The organism is Ascidiimonas aurantiaca (genome assembly GCF_037646345.1).
In the GTDB taxonomy this organism is placed as follows: Bacteria; Bacteroidota; Bacteroidia; order Flavobacteriales; family Flavobacteriaceae; genus Ascidiimonas; species Ascidiimonas aurantiaca.
Genome location: NZ_JBBEWR010000007.1, coordinates 15,790 through 30,582, shown reverse-complemented (window position 1 = coordinate 30,582; position 14,793 = coordinate 15,790). Strand labels below are relative to the sequence as shown.

General features: G+C 39.0%; 18 protein-coding genes and 1 tRNA gene. 10 read left to right on the top strand and 9 right to left on the bottom strand.

The annotated features are described in order from the left end of the window. Positions 1 to 39: 39 nt before the first annotated feature. Positions 40 to 1,368: a sialidase family protein gene (locus WAO84_RS08900; protein WP_340065211.1), complete on the top strand. Its 1,329-nt coding sequence runs from the start codon at positions 40 to 42 to the stop codon at positions 1,366 to 1,368. Here the strand turns inward: WAO84_RS08900 and WAO84_RS08895 are convergent. Both WAO84_RS08895 and WAO84_RS08890 read right to left on the bottom strand, forming a co-directional pair. Further along, the gene (locus tag WAO84_RS08895) at positions 1,365 to 2,147 is read right to left on the bottom strand and encodes a hypothetical protein (protein ID WP_340065209.1); all 783 of its coding nucleotides are present in this window, start codon (positions 2,145 to 2,147) and stop codon (positions 1,365 to 1,367) included. The genes WAO84_RS08900 and WAO84_RS08895 overlap by 4 nt on opposite strands. Then, the gene (locus WAO84_RS08890) at positions 2,134 to 2,886 is read right to left on the bottom strand and encodes a carboxypeptidase-like regulatory domain-containing protein (protein ID WP_340065207.1); all 753 of its coding nucleotides are present in this window, start codon (positions 2,884 to 2,886) and stop codon (positions 2,134 to 2,136) included. Before WAO84_RS08890 ends, WAO84_RS08895 begins: the two co-directional genes overlap by 14 nt. 127 nt (positions 2,887 to 3,013) lie before the next feature. Between WAO84_RS08890 and pepE the strand changes: the two genes are divergently transcribed. Next, positions 3,014 to 3,718 (top strand): dipeptidase PepE, encoded by a 705-nt coding sequence (pepE, locus tag WAO84_RS08885; RefSeq protein ID WP_340065206.1) that lies wholly within the window; start codon positions 3,014 to 3,016, stop codon positions 3,716 to 3,718. A 31-nt stretch (positions 3,719 to 3,749) separates the two neighbouring features. On the opposite strand, the gene WAO84_RS08880 is transcribed toward pepE, so the two are convergent. Beyond that, positions 3,750 to 3,822 (bottom strand) — tRNA-Gly (locus WAO84_RS08880). A 255-nt stretch (positions 3,823 to 4,077) separates the two neighbouring features. On the opposite strand from WAO84_RS08880, the gene WAO84_RS08875 reads away from it, so the two are divergent. From WAO84_RS08875 to WAO84_RS08860, 4 genes are all read left to right on the top strand, one after another. Beyond that, positions 4,078 to 4,365, top strand: a complete 288-nt coding sequence (locus WAO84_RS08875) for a GNAT family N-acetyltransferase (RefSeq protein WP_340065205.1) — start codon at positions 4,078 to 4,080, stop codon at positions 4,363 to 4,365. Beyond that, positions 4,362 to 4,898 (top strand): GNAT family N-acetyltransferase, encoded by a 537-nt coding sequence (locus tag WAO84_RS08870; RefSeq protein WP_340065204.1) that lies wholly within the window; start codon positions 4,362 to 4,364, stop codon positions 4,896 to 4,898. The genes WAO84_RS08875 and WAO84_RS08870 overlap by 4 nt, the downstream gene beginning before the upstream one ends. Beyond that, positions 4,895 to 5,623, top strand: a complete 729-nt coding sequence (locus WAO84_RS08865; protein ID WP_340065203.1) for a M15 family metallopeptidase — start codon at positions 4,895 to 4,897, stop codon at positions 5,621 to 5,623. Before WAO84_RS08870 ends, WAO84_RS08865 begins: the two co-directional genes overlap by 4 nt. A 335-nt stretch (positions 5,624 to 5,958) precedes the next feature. Further along, a complete protein-coding gene (locus WAO84_RS08860; RefSeq protein ID WP_340065202.1) occupies positions 5,959 to 6,126 on the top strand; it encodes a DUF6747 family protein in 168 nt (55 codons plus the stop codon). 70 nt (positions 6,127 to 6,196) lie between these two features. Here WAO84_RS08860 and WAO84_RS08855 read toward each other — a convergent pair whose 3' ends face one another. Then, positions 6,197 to 6,589 carry an ankyrin repeat domain-containing protein gene (locus tag WAO84_RS08855; RefSeq protein ID WP_340065200.1) on the bottom strand — a complete coding sequence of 131 codons (393 nt, stop codon included), beginning with the start codon at positions 6,587 to 6,589 and terminating at the stop codon, positions 6,197 to 6,199. Positions 6,590 to 6,858: 269 nt separating this feature from the next. Here WAO84_RS08855 and gpmI point away from each other — a divergent pair, with 269 nt between their 5' ends. The 4 genes from gpmI to WAO84_RS08835 all read left to right on the top strand — a co-directional run bounded on the left by gpmI (position 6,859) and on the right by WAO84_RS08835 (position 10,639). Next, entirely contained in the window at positions 6,859 to 8,379 is a 1,521-nt protein-coding gene (gene gpmI / locus WAO84_RS08850; protein WP_340065198.1) for a 2,3-bisphosphoglycerate-independent phosphoglycerate mutase, read from the top strand. Next, positions 8,376 to 8,912: a thioredoxin family protein gene (locus WAO84_RS08845; RefSeq protein WP_340065196.1), complete on the top strand. Its 537-nt coding sequence runs from the start codon at positions 8,376 to 8,378 to the stop codon at positions 8,910 to 8,912. Before gpmI ends, WAO84_RS08845 begins: the two co-directional genes overlap by 4 nt. Positions 8,913 to 9,019: 107 nt before the next feature. Beyond that, positions 9,020 to 9,838, top strand: coding sequence for a type I methionyl aminopeptidase (gene map / locus WAO84_RS08840; RefSeq protein ID WP_340065195.1), 819 nt, complete (start codon positions 9,020 to 9,022; stop codon positions 9,836 to 9,838). A gap of 27 nt (positions 9,839 to 9,865) precedes the next feature. After that, positions 9,866 to 10,639 (top strand): class I SAM-dependent methyltransferase, encoded by a 774-nt coding sequence (locus WAO84_RS08835; protein WP_340065194.1) that lies wholly within the window; start codon positions 9,866 to 9,868, stop codon positions 10,637 to 10,639. Between the two features lie 19 nt (positions 10,640 to 10,658). Here WAO84_RS08835 and WAO84_RS08830 read toward each other — a convergent pair whose 3' ends face one another. The 5 genes from WAO84_RS08830 to WAO84_RS08810 all read right to left on the bottom strand — a co-directional run bounded on the left by WAO84_RS08830 (position 10,659) and on the right by WAO84_RS08810 (position 14,792). Then, positions 10,659 to 11,603: an FAD:protein FMN transferase gene (locus tag WAO84_RS08830; protein ID WP_340065193.1), complete on the bottom strand. Its 945-nt coding sequence runs from the start codon at positions 11,601 to 11,603 to the stop codon at positions 10,659 to 10,661. Between the two features lie 67 nt (positions 11,604 to 11,670). Then, entirely contained in the window at positions 11,671 to 12,027 is a 357-nt protein-coding gene (locus WAO84_RS08825; protein WP_340065192.1) for a Na(+)-translocating NADH-quinone reductase subunit F, read from the bottom strand. Positions 12,028 to 12,122: 95 nt separating this feature from the next. Then, positions 12,123 to 13,415 (bottom strand): NADH:ubiquinone reductase (Na(+)-transporting) subunit F, encoded by a 1,293-nt coding sequence (gene nqrF, locus WAO84_RS08820; RefSeq protein WP_340065191.1) that lies wholly within the window; start codon positions 13,413 to 13,415, stop codon positions 12,123 to 12,125. A gap of 18 nt (positions 13,416 to 13,433) precedes the next feature. Beyond that, positions 13,434 to 14,048 carry an NADH:ubiquinone reductase (Na(+)-transporting) subunit E gene (nqrE, locus tag WAO84_RS08815; RefSeq protein WP_340065190.1) on the bottom strand — a complete coding sequence of 205 codons (615 nt, stop codon included), beginning with the start codon at positions 14,046 to 14,048 and terminating at the stop codon, positions 13,434 to 13,436. A 24-nt stretch (positions 14,049 to 14,072) separates the two neighbouring features. Continuing rightward, the gene (locus WAO84_RS08810) at positions 14,073 to 14,792 is read right to left on the bottom strand and encodes an NADH:ubiquinone reductase (Na(+)-transporting) subunit D (protein WP_340065189.1); all 720 of its coding nucleotides are present in this window, start codon (positions 14,790 to 14,792) and stop codon (positions 14,073 to 14,075) included. Between the last annotated feature and the right edge of the window lies 1 nt (position 14,793).

The following is a 14,793-nucleotide window of genomic DNA, read 5'->3' as shown; positions in this document are numbered from 1 at the left end:
ATTAAAATATTCTATTTTTGAAGTAAATTACTTCAGTGTATGTGTAAATATAAATGGGTTGTATCGGCTTTAATAATAACCGTTTCATGTAACAGCCCTCAAAATATTCTTCAAAGAAAACAAAAAGCATTCCAAAAATCTAGTCATCAAAATGTTAAAGTTTATGAATCGGCTTCCGGTTTGGGTCCCTGTGAGCCCAGTATTTATATAAATCCTGAAAATCCAAAACAAATAGTAGCCGGTTCTGTACTTGATAACGTGCATTACTCACATGATGGCGGTATCACCTGGCACACTAATAAACTTACCTCTTCTCTAGGGGTATGGGGAGATCCCTGTATTGTGGCAGATCAGGACGGTGTATTTTATTATTTACACCTTTCAGACCCCGAGGGCACTAACTGGAAAAGCAAAAACATTCTGGATCAGATCGTTATTCAGCGCTCTGAAGACGGGGGTAAAACATGGAGTGAAGGAAAAGGTATTGGTAAAAACACGCCAAAACAACAAGATAAAGAATGGGCCGCCGTTCATCCCGGTACCGGGGCACTGGCCGTAACGTGGACTGAATTTGACCGGTATCGCAGTACCGATCCTGATGATAAGACCAGAATACGGTTTTCATATTCTAAAGATAAAGGTGAGACCTGGACACCGGCCATCTCCATAAGTGAATTAGAAGGTAATACGAATGATGATGATCGTACCGTGGAGGGGGCTGTACCTGCTATAGCTGCTAATGGAGATATTTACGTGGCGTGGTCCTATGATGAAAAGATCTATTTTGATAAAAGTACAGACGAAGGTAAAACCTGGCTACAACATGATATAGTGGCAGCAGATCAACCGGGAGGGTGGTCGTTATCCATACCCGGCCTGGGCCGTAGTAACGGTATGCCCATTACCTGTGTAGATAACAGTAACTCAGCACACAGAGGTACTATTTATATAAACTGGACCGACCAGCGTAACGGCTCTGACAATACAGATGTATTTATTACTTCGTCCAAAGACGGAGGTCGCACCTGGTCACCTGCCTTTAAGGTAAATACGGATGATACACGAACACATCAATTCTTAAGCTGGATGAGTGTAGATGCCAAAACAGGTTTTGTTTACATCGTGTATTATGATCGTAGCCGGCAAAATGACAATGCCACCGAAGTATCCCTGGCTGTTTCTTATGATGGTGGAAAGAGTTTTACCTCTAAAATTATCTCAAATACCCCCTTTACCCCGGTTAAAGACGGTGTCTTTTTTGGAGATTACAACAATATACATGCGTTTAATGGTTTGGTGCGACCGGTGTGGACACGTTATGAGAATGGAAAGCTCAGTATCTGGACAGCACTTATTTCAGATCGCTAACCTTTTTGAAGTTGGTTGTATTCCTGACCTTTAGCCTTGAGGTATTCCATCATGAGAAGTAGATCTCCTGTTTCATGAACATTTAGAAAAGTAGGGTCACTGGCACAAAACAAAATAAAACCATCAATATGCTCAGCAGGTATTTTAAATACTTCACTGTATAACTCAGTATTAAAAGAAGTGGTTACAGATTCCAGCCTGGCGGCCTGACGCTCCAGTTTTAGTTGTTGTTTAAGTTTTTTTGTACGGCCACTAATTGCATTTATAATAGGATTAAGGGGTATAATACCCCCCCCGGTTCTCGCTTCATAAATACGCCTTTCCGTTTGTGTTTTGACCCGTACATATTGATTGGGCAGGCCAAGACTTACCCCGGTAACGATCTTATCCTGATCTACCTGATTAATGTCTTTCAGTAAATCGCCTGAAAGTGAATGTGGTCTCACCACTACTTCATCCAGTGCATTGACTTTGATACGCATAATTACCTCCAGTTCGCCTTTTTGATATATTTCTTCAGACACGATCACTTTTTCCTGCAAATACTGGATGGCAGAAAATGATAAGGTATCATTAACGGAGGCTACTACTGAAAAAAAGCCGTTCTCATCAGTAATAGTAAAGGTATGTCGTGTTTGGTTAAACACATGAATAGAAGAAACATCTTCACCATTGGAAACTACAGTGCCTTGAATTCTTTTGGTATCCTGACCAAAAACCGTTTCGGTTATCTTAATAAAAAGTATGAAAAAAAATATGATCTTATTAGTTCTTTGCATTTACAGTTTTAAGGTATTCTTTACTCTCGTTTACCAGAAAGTCTATGAGTTGAAACTCATTACTTTTTTGAAGAAGTGATTTAGCCGGCATTTTAGTATCCAGATAATACAAGAATTCATCAATTTTGTTAGCCGGTATATTAAAATTTCTAACAAAAAACTCATCCTCATAAACCTGCCTTAGCACTTCACTCATTTTGATCTGTTCTTCGAAGGGAACTTCTTTTTCCTTTTTCGATTTAAAGATCGCCTTAAAAATGTTCACAAAATTCATGCCATACTCCATTCCTGTAACACTTTGAGGAAGGGCTATATTATCTACACGACTGGCTTCATCCTGTTCATAATCTACCTTTTTAAATTCTTCCTCCTGGAGCTCCACAAACTTTTCTTTGCTGTCAGGACTTACCACTACCTCATCCAGTTCTGTTACTTTTTCTATGACCTCCACCACAAGGCGTCGGTTTTTAAGTATATCATCGTCAATTATTACTGATCTTATTCTGTAATTAACAGCCGAAAACACCAATTCATCGCCTTTTTTAACATAAATGTCAAATTCTCCGTTCTCATTGGTCACGGTAGCTTTTTCAGTTGTAATATTAATTACGTTTTCATTAGGTACGTTATTGCTTCTATACAGTACCTTACCTCTTAACAGAACCCTCCCATCATCTTCCTGAGAAAAAACAAAAGTGGTTAATAGAAGTGTGACAAGGAGAACTAGCGCTTTTTTCATGAGGCTTGGGATTACGTTTTGATACTATTGATAAAGAAATTATAAGTTTAGCATTTATTAAAACCAGGTTGCATTAAACTTATGTTAAAAGTTATTCTTTTTTAAATTTACGAAAAAACTAAAGTTTGTGAAAAAAATAATACTCGCCAGCACATCTACTCTTTACAAAGAGAATTACCTCGCTTATTTGATGAATCCTCTTGAGGTTTTCTTCAAGGATGTACAGGAAATATTGTTTATACCTTATGCTCGTCCTTCAGGTATAACACACGACAAATATACGGAAGTAGTTAATACTGCATTTGCCAAAATAAACAAAAAGGTCACAGGCATACACCAAAGCCCTGATCCTGTAATGGCTATTAAAAATGCGAAAGCTGTTTTTACTGGTGGTGGTAATACGTTTGTACTTACTTCCGCACTATACAGGGAAGGGCTTATGGAGGTACTAAGGAACAAAGTACTTTCAGGAATGCCATACCTCGGCACCAGTGCCGGTTCTAATATTGGGGGGCTTACTATGCAAACTACCAATGATATGCCTATCATGTACCCGCCATCATTTAAAACTATGGGGCTGGTTCCCTTTAATATTAACGCACATTATCTGGATCCGGACCCAAAAAGCAGGCATAACGGAGAAACCCGTGAGACCCGCATCAAAGAGTTTCATGAGTTTAATACTCCTCCGGTTATAGGATTAAGGGAAGGGAGCTGGCTGGAAATACAGGGAAAAGAAATTATTTTAAGAGGTATTTTACATGCCCGTATTTTCGAAAAAGGTAAAGCTCCTTATGAACAGTCTCCGGGAACTCATATTAGAGTAAAATAAAAACCCGGTTCCAGGAACCGGGTTTTTTTAGAGCGGGAGACGAGATTCGAACTCGCGACATTCAGCTTGGAAGGCTGACGCTCTACCAACTGAGCTACTCCCGCCTTATTCACAAACCTGAAAACAGGTCTGTACAATTCTGAAAAATTGATGACGGCAAATATATACAAACTTTAATATTCTTTCAAGAAAAATTTGTCGCCCTTCATTTTTTTTTAGCTTTTTAAACATGCTATAATTTACTGAAAAACCATATTAAAAAGCTTATAAAACCTTTAAAACGCAAAGTATGATTGTAAAAAAATACCTAAATTTACTTGAATGTTATACATTCAAGTATCTTAATATGTAAAATTGCTTTGGAAAATAAAATACGACATCAGCAAAAAGAAACCAAAGGCATCTTTTTTATTCAGGATGGCATGAAAATGGCTGCACACATGACTTATTCAAAAGCTGGTCCTGATAAGATTATTATTGACCACACAGTAGTGGAAGAAGCCTATAAAGGCCATGGTTTAGGATCTCAACTGGTAAAAGCAGCCGTAGTACATGCGCGGGAAAACGAACTAAAAATTTTACCCCTATGCCCTTTTGCGAATGCAGAATTTAAAAAACATCCTGAGTATGATGACGTAAAAGCATGAATATAGCCCTGGAAACTAAAAGATTGTATTTAAAACCTTTTGAATTACGTGATAGTATTCACCTGTATGAAATGAATGAAGATCCCGAAGTCATACGATATACGGGAGACCCTCCCTTTTCTTCGCCTCAGCAAGCAGAAAAGCTTATACGCGAATACGATCAGTACAAAAAGTATCATATGGGTCGTTTAGGTGTTTTTTTGAAAGAAACCAATGCTTTTTTAGGCTGGTGCGGACTCAAATACCATGCGGAAGAAAAACTTGTAGATGTAGGATACCGTTTCTATCGCAAATATTGGGGATATGGTTATGCCACAGAATCTTCCAAAGCCTCTATAGCTTTTGGTTTTGACCGGTTACATTTAGAAAGGATATATGCGCATGCACATATTGACAACAAAGCTTCCTTAAAAGTACTGGAAAAATGTGGTTTACACTATGTAAAATCTGTAATATATGATACTCTGCCTGTGAAATTGTTTTGTATTACAAAAAAAGATTATTATCAACAATTAAAAGAACCGGAATCATGAAGAGACGCCATTTTTTAAAAGCCGGTAGTATGGCCGGGTTACTTGCTATGGTAGTACCCCAAAATCTTTGGGCATACCAGACGTTTACAACCGATGATCTTTTGGGCAAGGGCACTCCCGAACTTTTTGGAGAAGGCAAACTCAGAAAACAGGCTCATGAGGCTTTCCTTAACATGAAAGAAGCGGCTGCCAAAGAAGGCTTTACCATAAAAATTGTTTCAGGCTATCGCAATTTTGACCGCCAGAAACTTATTTTCGAGCGTAAATACAAAAAGTTTACGCAAGCTGGTTTATCCTCCATAGAAGCCATTAACAAAATAATCGAATATTCTACCATACCCGGTACTTCAAGACATCATTGGGGTACGGATATAGATATTATTGATGATCATGGAAATTATGAGGGCGACGTTCTGGTAGCTGATAAGTTTCATGGGGAAGGGCCCTTTTGTAAATTTAGAGAATGGCTGGAACAACATGCCAATACCTTTGGGTTTTACATTGTATATACCAATGATCCTGACAGAAAAGGTTTTAAATATGAGCCCTGGCACTACAGCTATGCTCCTATTTCCAAACCTATGCTACAAGCATATAAAAAACTGGATATTCGAAAAATCCTCCAGGAGCAAAACCTGGCCGGGAGTGATTATTTTACAGAATCTTTTATGGACGCTTATATTAAAAACCACATTTTAGATATTAATCCTCAATTGAAACCCTGAGGTATCAGCCCATGATCAATTGTTTATAGCATGACGATCAAAAAACACCATAAAAGCTATGACCCTACGCAGATAAAAGTGAATATCCGCTTTTTCTTTTGCACTTGGTAGAACAAAATGCTCATTTTATCTAAAAATCTAAAATTAGGCTGAGGTAATTTTGGGCACATTCGTGGAGTACGCTACATTTGTTATATAAATGCCCCTCACCTTTTTGCACTACACCTACTGAAAAATGGCTGTTTTCGCCCCTTTTATTTCTTAATATCTTATCAAAGTTTAAAATACTAAACATGCTTTAGAATTGTTCATGTTTAATTTTTAAAATATTGTGTATGAAGATATTTCTACTTTTTAAAGAACTTTATGTTGACGCTTTTAAAGGAATTGGAGGAAATCCCGCAGTAGCCATTCTTAAGTCTATGAGTTGGCTTTGTTTTATCTGTATAAGTATCGTGCTTTATGCCTTTGTTTACAGAGTAGTTACAGGATACACTTTTTAGACCCTTTTGAAAAAACAAAAAATACCCCGGCAATGCCGGGGTATTTTTAAGGAAAGCACTTTCTTTTCGATCATACCTTCTTACTCAGGCTCTCCTTAATAACTTGTACCGCTTCGATAGCTCCGGAAAGTTCCGCGTACTTCAAAGCATTGTGTCCGGATGAAGATCTGGTGTTTAAGTTGGCTCCATGTTTGATTAACACCTTGAGAATATCACATCTGTTATAACGGGCCGCATACATAGCAGGCGTCATACCATTAGACTTCTTGTTTACATCGGTACCCATCTCAATAAATTTCTCTACTTTCTTCAAATCTCCCTTTACAATAGCAAGGCAGAACTCACTAACTTCCGGACCCACCAACTCTACATTGGTTTTCACTTCTTTAACTTTTTCAGCTGCATACAAACCTCCTGATAAGGAAAGTAAAGCAACCCCTAAAATAACTACTGATTTTTTCATGATGAATGTTTTTAATAAATGGTTTGCTACTTATATTGACTGTGTTTATTGAAATTTGTTTCATTAAAAACTGTTATATAACATAATTTTAACGATTGAGCCCTGTTTTATTAACATTTTTCTTAACACAGGCCACCTTTATTTAAAAAATGGCAAGAAGCGTCGTCCTGTTGAAGTAACAGATTGCCTGTTACTTATAAGGCTGTTACCGCACTAACAAATTAGCTTAACTATATACTATTTGTATATTTGCGCAAACAATGGCAACTATGAATAAAAAGGTAATGTTAATGATATTGGATGGTTGGGGAATTGCTAACGATCCCGAAGTATCTGCCATAGATAAGGCCAACACCCCTTTTATAGATTCTCTTTATACAAAATACCCAAATACCATACTCCGTACAGACGGTATGAACGTGGGGCTTCCCGAAGGACAAATGGGAAATAGTGAGGTAGGACATATGAACCTGGGCGCAGGGCGTATAGTCTATCAGGATCTTGCTAAAATTAACCTCACCGTAAAAAACAGAACCTTACAAAACGAAAAGACCCTTACAGATGCCTTTGCATATGCCCGCAATAATAAAAAGGCTGTTCATTTTATGGGACTTCTCAGCAACGGAGGAGTGCACTCCCATATTGACCATTTAAAAGGGCTTATTGATGCCGCTATAGCATCTGATCTTAATAATATCTATATCCATGCGTTTACAGACGGTAGAGATGTAGATCCGCACAGCGGAAAAGGTTTTGTAAAAGACCTTCTATCGCATATTGAGGGCGGCCCTGCGAAGCTTGCCACCATTATAGGCCGTTATTATGCCATGGATCGTGATAAGCGCTGGGAACGCGTTAAACTGGCTTATGATCTTATTGTGAATGGAGCAGGAACCCCTTCCCGGGATGCCGAAAAATCACTACAGGAAAGTTATCATATCGGAATTAGCGATGAGTTTATAAAACCCATTGTCATGCACACTTCTCAAAATGAACCAGTTGCTAAACTTAAAGAAGGTGATGTGGTGGTGTTCTTTAATTTCAGAACAGATCGTGGTCGCCAGCTTACACAAGTATTAAGTCAGGCAGACATGCATGAATATAATATGCACAAACTGCCACTGTATTATGTTACCATGACCAACTATGATGATACTTTTGAAAAGGTGCATGTGGTTTATGACAAAGAAAATATAAGCAATACACTGGGAGAGATACTTCAAAATGCAGGTAAAAAACAAATACGTATTGCCGAAACCGAAAAGTACCCTCATGTTACTTTTTTCTTTAATGGTGGGCGTGAAGAACCCTTTCAAGGTGAAGAGCGTATTCTTTGCCCTTCTCCTAAAGTGGCAACCTATGATCTTAAACCCGAAATGAGTGCCTTTGAAATAAGGGATGCCATTATTCCCAGATTACAACAACAGGATACTCATTTTATATGTCTTAATTTTGCCAATCCGGATATGGTGGGGCATACCGGAAATATGGATGCAGCTATAAAAGCCTGTGAAACCGTAGATATATGCGCAAAAGAAGTGATTACTGCAGCACTTGAAAACGGATATAGTATTTTGGTAATTGCAGATCACGGAAACTGTGACGTCATGATAAACCCAGATGGCAGCCCCCATACTGCACATACCACCAATCCGGTTCCTCTAATTCTTGTGGATCCCGATATTAAAGAGATTAATCCCGGCGTATTGGGGAATATAGCGCCCACCATACTTAAAATGATGGGTATCGAAATACCGGAAACGATGAATTTAAAATCTCTCATATTATGAAAAAAATGCTTTTCTTACTCACAATCGTATTTTTAATGGGTTCAAAAAGTACAATCATTGAAAAAGATTTTCTTAAAGCGAAGATTCAAGAAGAGGACATCCTTTTGGGAAAGCAAAACAGAGAAAGCCTTACAAAAGCACCTTACCGCTCGTGGTTTACTTCCCGTTATGACACTTATGATGTAGATAAAGAAATGCTTAAAACACTTACCCCTCTTTTAAAAGGAATTAAAGTAACCATTTTTATGGGCACCTGGTGCGAAGACAGTAAAAGAGAAACCCCGCATTTTTATAAAATTGCAGATGCCACCGGCCTTAAGGACAAAAACATAACATTAATTACTATGTCGCAGTCCAAAGATACCCCTGAGAAATATGAAAAGGGGTTAAACATAACCAATGTACCTACCTTCATTTTTTACAAAAACGGTAAAGAAATAAACCGTATCGTAGAGTACCCTATGGAATCTTTAGAAAAAGATATGGTTGCTATTTTGAGTGGCAAAGCATACAAACATGCATATTCAGATTAAAATTTAATAAAAAACCAGGATCATGCAGGAGGTATTCCGGGAGCTACCGTGGTTCATTAATTTTGTATCTTTGCCGTCCTGATAAAGAACATAAGAAAAACCTAGAAATGATAATTAAAAAAACTCCGGAAGAAATTGAATTGATGAGGAAAAGTGCTCTGGTAGTTTCAAAAACACTTGGGATGCTGGCTACCGAACTAAAGCCCGGAGTGACTACCAAGCAACTTGATAAACTGGCGGAAGCATTTATAAGAGATCAGGGTGCAGAACCCGGTTTTCTCGGACTTTATAATTGCCCATCCACTCTGCTTACCAGTGTAAATGAAGCGGTGGTTCATGGCCTGCCCACAGATGAACCTCTTAAAGAGGGAGATATCGTTTCAGTAGATTGCGGAGCATTCATGAATGGGTTTTATGGAGATCATGCTTATACGTTTGAAATAGGCGAAGTTGCCCCTGAAACCAAAAAGTTACTTCAGGTTACCAAAGAATCCCTTTACGTAGGCATTAGAGAATTCAAAGCAGGAAACCGTGTAGGAGATGTAGGCTTCGCTATTCAGCAATATTGTGAGAAAGAAGGATACGGGGTTGTTCGTGAACTTGTAGGACACGGTTTAGGTAAAAAAATGCATGAAGCGCCTGAAATGCCTAATTACGGAAAACGAGGAAAGGGTAAAAAATTCATAGAAGGCATGGTAGTAGCCATAGAGCCCATGATCAATATGGGTACCCGAAGAATACACCAGCTTAAAGATGGCTGGACCATAATTACGGCAGACAGAAAACCCAGTGCACATTTTGAACATAATATCGCGATGGTAAACGGCAAACCTGAACTTTTATCTACTTTTGCGTACGTATATGAAGCTTTGGGTATTAAAAGCGACGAAGAAGCGGAGTTTCGTCAGGAAACATTGGTTTTATAACAATAAGGGGCTTTTTAATTGCGTAGCATGAAAAAAATATTCAGAATAGTACTGAATGTAATTCCCCGTCCCTGGCTTATACGATTAAGCTATCTGGCAAAACCCTTTTTATCACAATTTTACAGAGGATCCCGTTTTACAGACCCTATTGACGGTAAGAGCTACCGCTCTTTTCTTCCTTACGGCTATCAAAAAACCCGTGAAAATGTACTCGCACCAGGCACATTATCTCTCGAAAGGCACCGGCTATTGTGGCTTTATCTGCAAAATGAAACCAACTTTTTTGAAGCTCCCAAAAAAGTGCTCCATTTTGCTCCTGAACAGGCTTTTTACAAACGTTTCAAAAAACAAAAGAACCTTGATTATATTACTACCGATCTCTTTTCTCCTCTCGCAGATGTAAAAGCAGATATTTGCGATCTCCCTTTTAATGAAAACACGTTTGATATGATACTGTGTAATCATGTTCTCGAGCATATACCGGATGACCGTAAGGCCCTGCAGGAGCTATTTAGAGTATTAAAACCAGGAGGTATTGGTATTTTTCAGGTCCCTCAGGAATTGGAAAGAGACCATACCTTTCAAGATGATACGATTACCGATCCGGCAGAAAGAGCTAAAATATTTGGGCAATATGACCATGTAAGGGTATATGGTAAAGATTATTTCGATATTTTGAGGAACATTGGTTTTACTGTAAATGAAGTAGATTATACAGCCGGCATGAGCCCAAAAGAGGTTGACCGGTACCGGCTCGCCCAGGGAGAGATCTTACCGGTATGTGTAAAACCCCGAAAATAAGGAAGAAAGTAAATTATATTTACTCAATTAACAATTCCTGAAATCCTCTGGTAACAAATTTTTGAATATCACCTTCTTTATCAGAAATAATAATATAAGCTTCTACATGAGGTAGCCTTTTTAGCAGTGCCTTAGTCTTATCGAGTTCCATGATCATAAAAGCTGTGGCATAAGCATCTGCTTCCATACAGGTTGGGGCAACCACAGAAACACTCAATACATTGCTTTTCTGGGGATATCCGGTTTTTCCATTGAGGATATGTACATACAATTCTCCTGTTTTATCATCTACGCGATACTTACGATAGTTTCCTGAAGTAGCCATTGCCTTATCTTCCAGTTTTACTTTGGCAATAAGCTTGCGTTCATTCTCCTGCTGCAAAGGATGGTCTATAGCTACTACCCAGTTTTTTACGAGTCGGGTGTTTTTTCCCCGTGTAAGTATCTCACCCCCCAGCTCTATAAGATAATTCTCGATCCCTTTACTTTCCAGCAAAGCCCCTAAAAGGTCAATAGTATATCCTTTGGCGATCGCATTAAAATCAAGGAAAACATGAGGTGATTTTTTGATAATGGTACCCTTTTCCGTGAGCTTCACTTTATCCATCCCCACAAGTTGAAGAATACTATCTATCTGCCTCTGTTGTATATTTTTAATAGCTTCTTCAGGCCCAAAACCCCATGCATTTACCAGGCTTCCCACCGTTGGGTCAAAAGCCCCCTCGGTTTCTTCCCAAATTTTTTTAGACATGTGGTACACCTCCTGAAAATAGCTGTCAACGACCACGGCAGAGTCCCCGCGATTTACCCGGGATACCTGTGAAGTTGGCAAATATGTGGACATTGAGTTATTGACAACGGTAAAAACCTGTTCTATGGCATTTCCTAAGTCTATGGTGTCTGACGGCACTTCATATTTAATGCTGTATGTAGTTCCCAGTGCAAAGCCATTTTCCTGTTTCATCACAGGTTCTTTAGACACTTTTTCGCAGGCAGCAATGAAAAGAGCCACCAAACATAGGTAAAAAAGATTAGATCTCAACAAGTCCTTGATAGTTAACCACATATTCCTGATTTTTAATAACGGGTTTTTCATAATCGGAAGCATTGGCTATACCTACTCCGGCAAAATAGGTACGAGCCTTAAATTTTAATGCGTGTTCTTTTATGGTCTCCATATAAACAAAATCCACATTGGCAGGGTTTTCGGGATAAGCCACTGCTTTTACTACTACAAAATGTAGCTTTTTGTTCTTTAAGCATACAAATTGCGGGTCTTTTTTAAGTGTACTGTTTACTGCCAGAAATTCATAGCCCTGTGCCTCCAGGTCTTCCCCTACTACGTTCATAGCAAGGTTATGTAACTCTTGTGCATTTAGGACTTCCATCGTTTTGTATTTGGGTTCTTTATTGTTTAAAAGTACAGACTCAAGAAGAAAAAACCGATACTTTGAAAAGTATCGGTTTTGTATAGTATCTACATTTACCCTCCAAAATCATCATAACGAACATTCTCGGGAGGTACACCAAAATCATCACACATTTTTTCTACGGCTTTATTCATAAGCGGGGGCCCACAGAAATAGAATTCTATATCTTCGGGAGCATCATGCTCAGACAGATAGTTATCTATTACTACCTGATGCACAAACCCTACAAAGCCGTCACCTTCTCCTTCCAGGCCGTCTTTAACACTCCAGTTATCTTCAGGTAGAGGCTCTGAAAGTGCTACATAAAACTTAAAGTTAGGGAAGTCTCTTTCCAGTTCTCTAAAGTGCTCCAGGTAAAACAGCTCTCTTTTGGAACGCCCACCGTACCAATAAGTTACTTTTCGGCCGGTTTTGAGTGTTTTGAACAGATGGTACAGGTGAGAACGCATAGGAGCCATGCCGGCACCACCTCCAATATAAAGCATTTCTGCTTCACTGTGATTAATGAAGAACTCTCCGTAAGGCCCTGAAATAATTACCTTGTCTCCTTTTTTAAGATTAAAAATATAAGAAGAAGCAATTCCCGGGTTTACAGTCATCCAGTCATTCTTAGCTCTGTCCCACGGCGGGGTGGCGATACGTACATTTAGCATGATATCTCGCCCTTCTGCCGGATAGGAAGCCATAGAATAGGCTCTTTCTACAGTTTCTGTATTTTTCATTACCAGTTTCCAAAGGTTGAATTTATCCCATTCAAGCTTAAACTTCATGGGGTCATCATGTTCCTCGGGGTGAGCGGTAATATCCATACCTTCATATTTGATCTCACAAGGGGGTATTTCAATCTGTATATAACCACCTGCTTCATAGTCCATATCTTCCGGTAACCTTACTACAAACTCTTTGATAAATGAAGCCACATTATAGTTTCTAACCACCTCGGCTTCCCACTTTTTAATACCAAACACTTCTTCAGGAACCTCAATAACCATGTCCTGTTTTACTTTTACCTGGCATCCAAGTCTCCAACCTTCGGCTATTTCTTTACGGGTAAAATGAGGGGCTTCGGTAGGTAATATTTCGCCACCGCCTTCCAGCACTTTACATTTGCATTGAACACAGGTACCTCCGCCACCACATGCTGAAGGGAGAAATATTTTATTATTGCCCAGAGTAGATAACAGTGTACCTCCTGAAGAAACTTCTACATCATTCTCCCCGTTAATATGTAAAGTAACAGGACCTGAAGGCACCAATTTTGCTTTTGCTCCCAGCAAAACAGCTACCAACGTGAAGATCAGCAATAAGAAAACTAATAAACTTGCAATGATTACTGAATAATCCATATTTTTTGTTCTAAAAGATTATAATTTGATTCCCATAAAACTCATAAAACCGAGTGCCATAAGGCCGGTAATAATAAAGGTTATACCGAGCCCTCTAAGCGGCGCGGGAACATTTGAGTATGTTATTTTTTCCCGAACGGCTGCAATAGCAAGAATGGCGAGGAAGAAACCTACTCCGGAACCTGCTCCGTACACCCCTGCTTCTGAAAGGCCACTAAAGTCCTTTTGCTGCATAAATAATGAGCCTCCCAATATAGCACAGTTTACTGCAATAAGCGGCAGGAAGATCCCCAATGCTCCATACAAAGCAGGGGCAAATTTCTCTACAACCATTTCTACCAGTTGCACCATAGAAGCAATTACGGCGATAAACATGATGAAGCTAAGAAAACTAAGGTCAATACTGGCATATTCTTCTCCTAGCCAAGTAAGTGCTCCGGGCCTGAGAAGGTAATTATCAAGCAAGTAATTAATAGGTACAGTAATACCTAACACAAAAATTACTGCTACACCGAGACCAACCGCGGTTTTTACGGTTTTTGATACGGCCAGATATGAACACATCCCCAAGAAATACGCGAAGACCATGTTCTCTATGAAAATACTTTTTACAAATAAATTTACGTAATCCATAACGTGATATTTTTAAGCCGAAGGCTAGTTTCTCTCTATTAGCTTCCTGTTTCTTGAACGTTGTATCCAAATAATGATCCCCACTACCAACAGAGCTGCCGGTGAGAGTAACATAAGACCGTTGTTTTCATAACCTAAAGCGTATAAACCGGTAGATTCTGCCAGAGTCGCTCCTTTATGCCCGAGTACTTCATACCCCATAAGTTTTCCGGAACCAAACAGTTCTCTGAAGAATGCCACTAAAATAAGTATGAATCCATAACCTGCAGCATTCCCTATCCCGTCAAGAAAGGATTTCCATACCCCATTACCCAGGGCAAATGCTTCTAACCTACCCATTACGATACAGTTGGTAATAATGAGTCCAACGAAAACCGAAAGTTGTTTACTTACATCGTATGCAAATGCTTTTAAAACCTGGTCAACGAGAATTACCAGAGCAGCAACTATGACAAGCTGCACGATAATTCGAATACGATTAGGGATCAGGTTTCGTAAAAGAGATACGGTTACGTTACTAAAAGCCATTACAGCTACTACGGCGAGGGCCATTACTATGGAAGGCTTTAACTGAACCGTAATCGCCAGTGCAGAACATATTCCTAAAACCTGAACGGTAATAGGATTGTCATCATTTAATGGATCTGAAAGCAGTTTTCTGTTCTTTTTTGAAAAGAGAGGTTCTTTCTCTTCTGCTACGAACAGAACGACAGGCTCTTTTATTTCTTCTTTGTTCTTAGCCATG

Excerpts from the sequence above, each read along its gene's own strand:
- WAO84_RS08900 (WP_340065211.1), top strand. The coding sequence starts at position 40 with ATGTGTAAATATAAATGGGTTGTATCGGCTTTAATAATAACCGTTTCA.
- WAO84_RS08895 (WP_340065209.1), bottom strand. The coding sequence starts at position 2,147 with ATGCAAAGAACTAATAAGATCATATTTTTTTTCATACTTTTTATTAAG.
- WAO84_RS08890 (WP_340065207.1), bottom strand. The coding sequence starts at position 2,886 with ATGAAAAAAGCGCTAGTTCTCCTTGTCACACTTCTATTAACCACTTTT.
- WAO84_RS08870 (WP_340065204.1), top strand. The coding sequence starts at position 4,362 with ATGAATATAGCCCTGGAAACTAAAAGATTGTATTTAAAACCTTTTGAA.
- WAO84_RS08865 (WP_340065203.1), top strand. The coding sequence starts at position 4,895 with ATGAAGAGACGCCATTTTTTAAAAGCCGGTAGTATGGCCGGGTTACTT.
- WAO84_RS08860 (WP_340065202.1), top strand. The coding sequence starts at position 5,959 with ATGAAGATATTTCTACTTTTTAAAGAACTTTATGTTGACGCTTTTAAA.
- WAO84_RS08855 (WP_340065200.1), bottom strand. The coding sequence starts at position 6,589 with ATGAAAAAATCAGTAGTTATTTTAGGGGTTGCTTTACTTTCCTTATCA.
- gpmI (WP_340065198.1), top strand. The coding sequence starts at position 6,859 with ATGAATAAAAAGGTAATGTTAATGATATTGGATGGTTGGGGAATTGCT.
- WAO84_RS08845 (WP_340065196.1), top strand. The coding sequence starts at position 8,376 with ATGAAAAAAATGCTTTTCTTACTCACAATCGTATTTTTAATGGGTTCA.
- map (WP_340065195.1), top strand. The coding sequence starts at position 9,020 with ATGATAATTAAAAAAACTCCGGAAGAAATTGAATTGATGAGGAAAAGT.
- WAO84_RS08835 (WP_340065194.1), top strand. The coding sequence starts at position 9,866 with ATGAAAAAAATATTCAGAATAGTACTGAATGTAATTCCCCGTCCCTGG.
- WAO84_RS08830 (WP_340065193.1), bottom strand. The coding sequence starts at position 11,603 with ATGAAACAGGAAAATGGCTTTGCACTGGGAACTACATACAGCATTAAA.
- WAO84_RS08825 (WP_340065192.1), bottom strand. The coding sequence starts at position 12,027 with ATGGAAGTCCTAAATGCACAAGAGTTACATAACCTTGCTATGAACGTA.
- nqrF (WP_340065191.1), bottom strand. The coding sequence starts at position 13,415 with ATGGATTATTCAGTAATCATTGCAAGTTTATTAGTTTTCTTATTGCTG.
- nqrE (WP_340065190.1), bottom strand. The coding sequence starts at position 14,048 with ATGGATTACGTAAATTTATTTGTAAAAAGTATTTTCATAGAGAACATG.
- WAO84_RS08810 (WP_340065189.1), bottom strand. The coding sequence starts at position 14,792 with ATGGCTAAGAACAAAGAAGAAATAAAAGAGCCTGTCGTTCTGTTCGTA.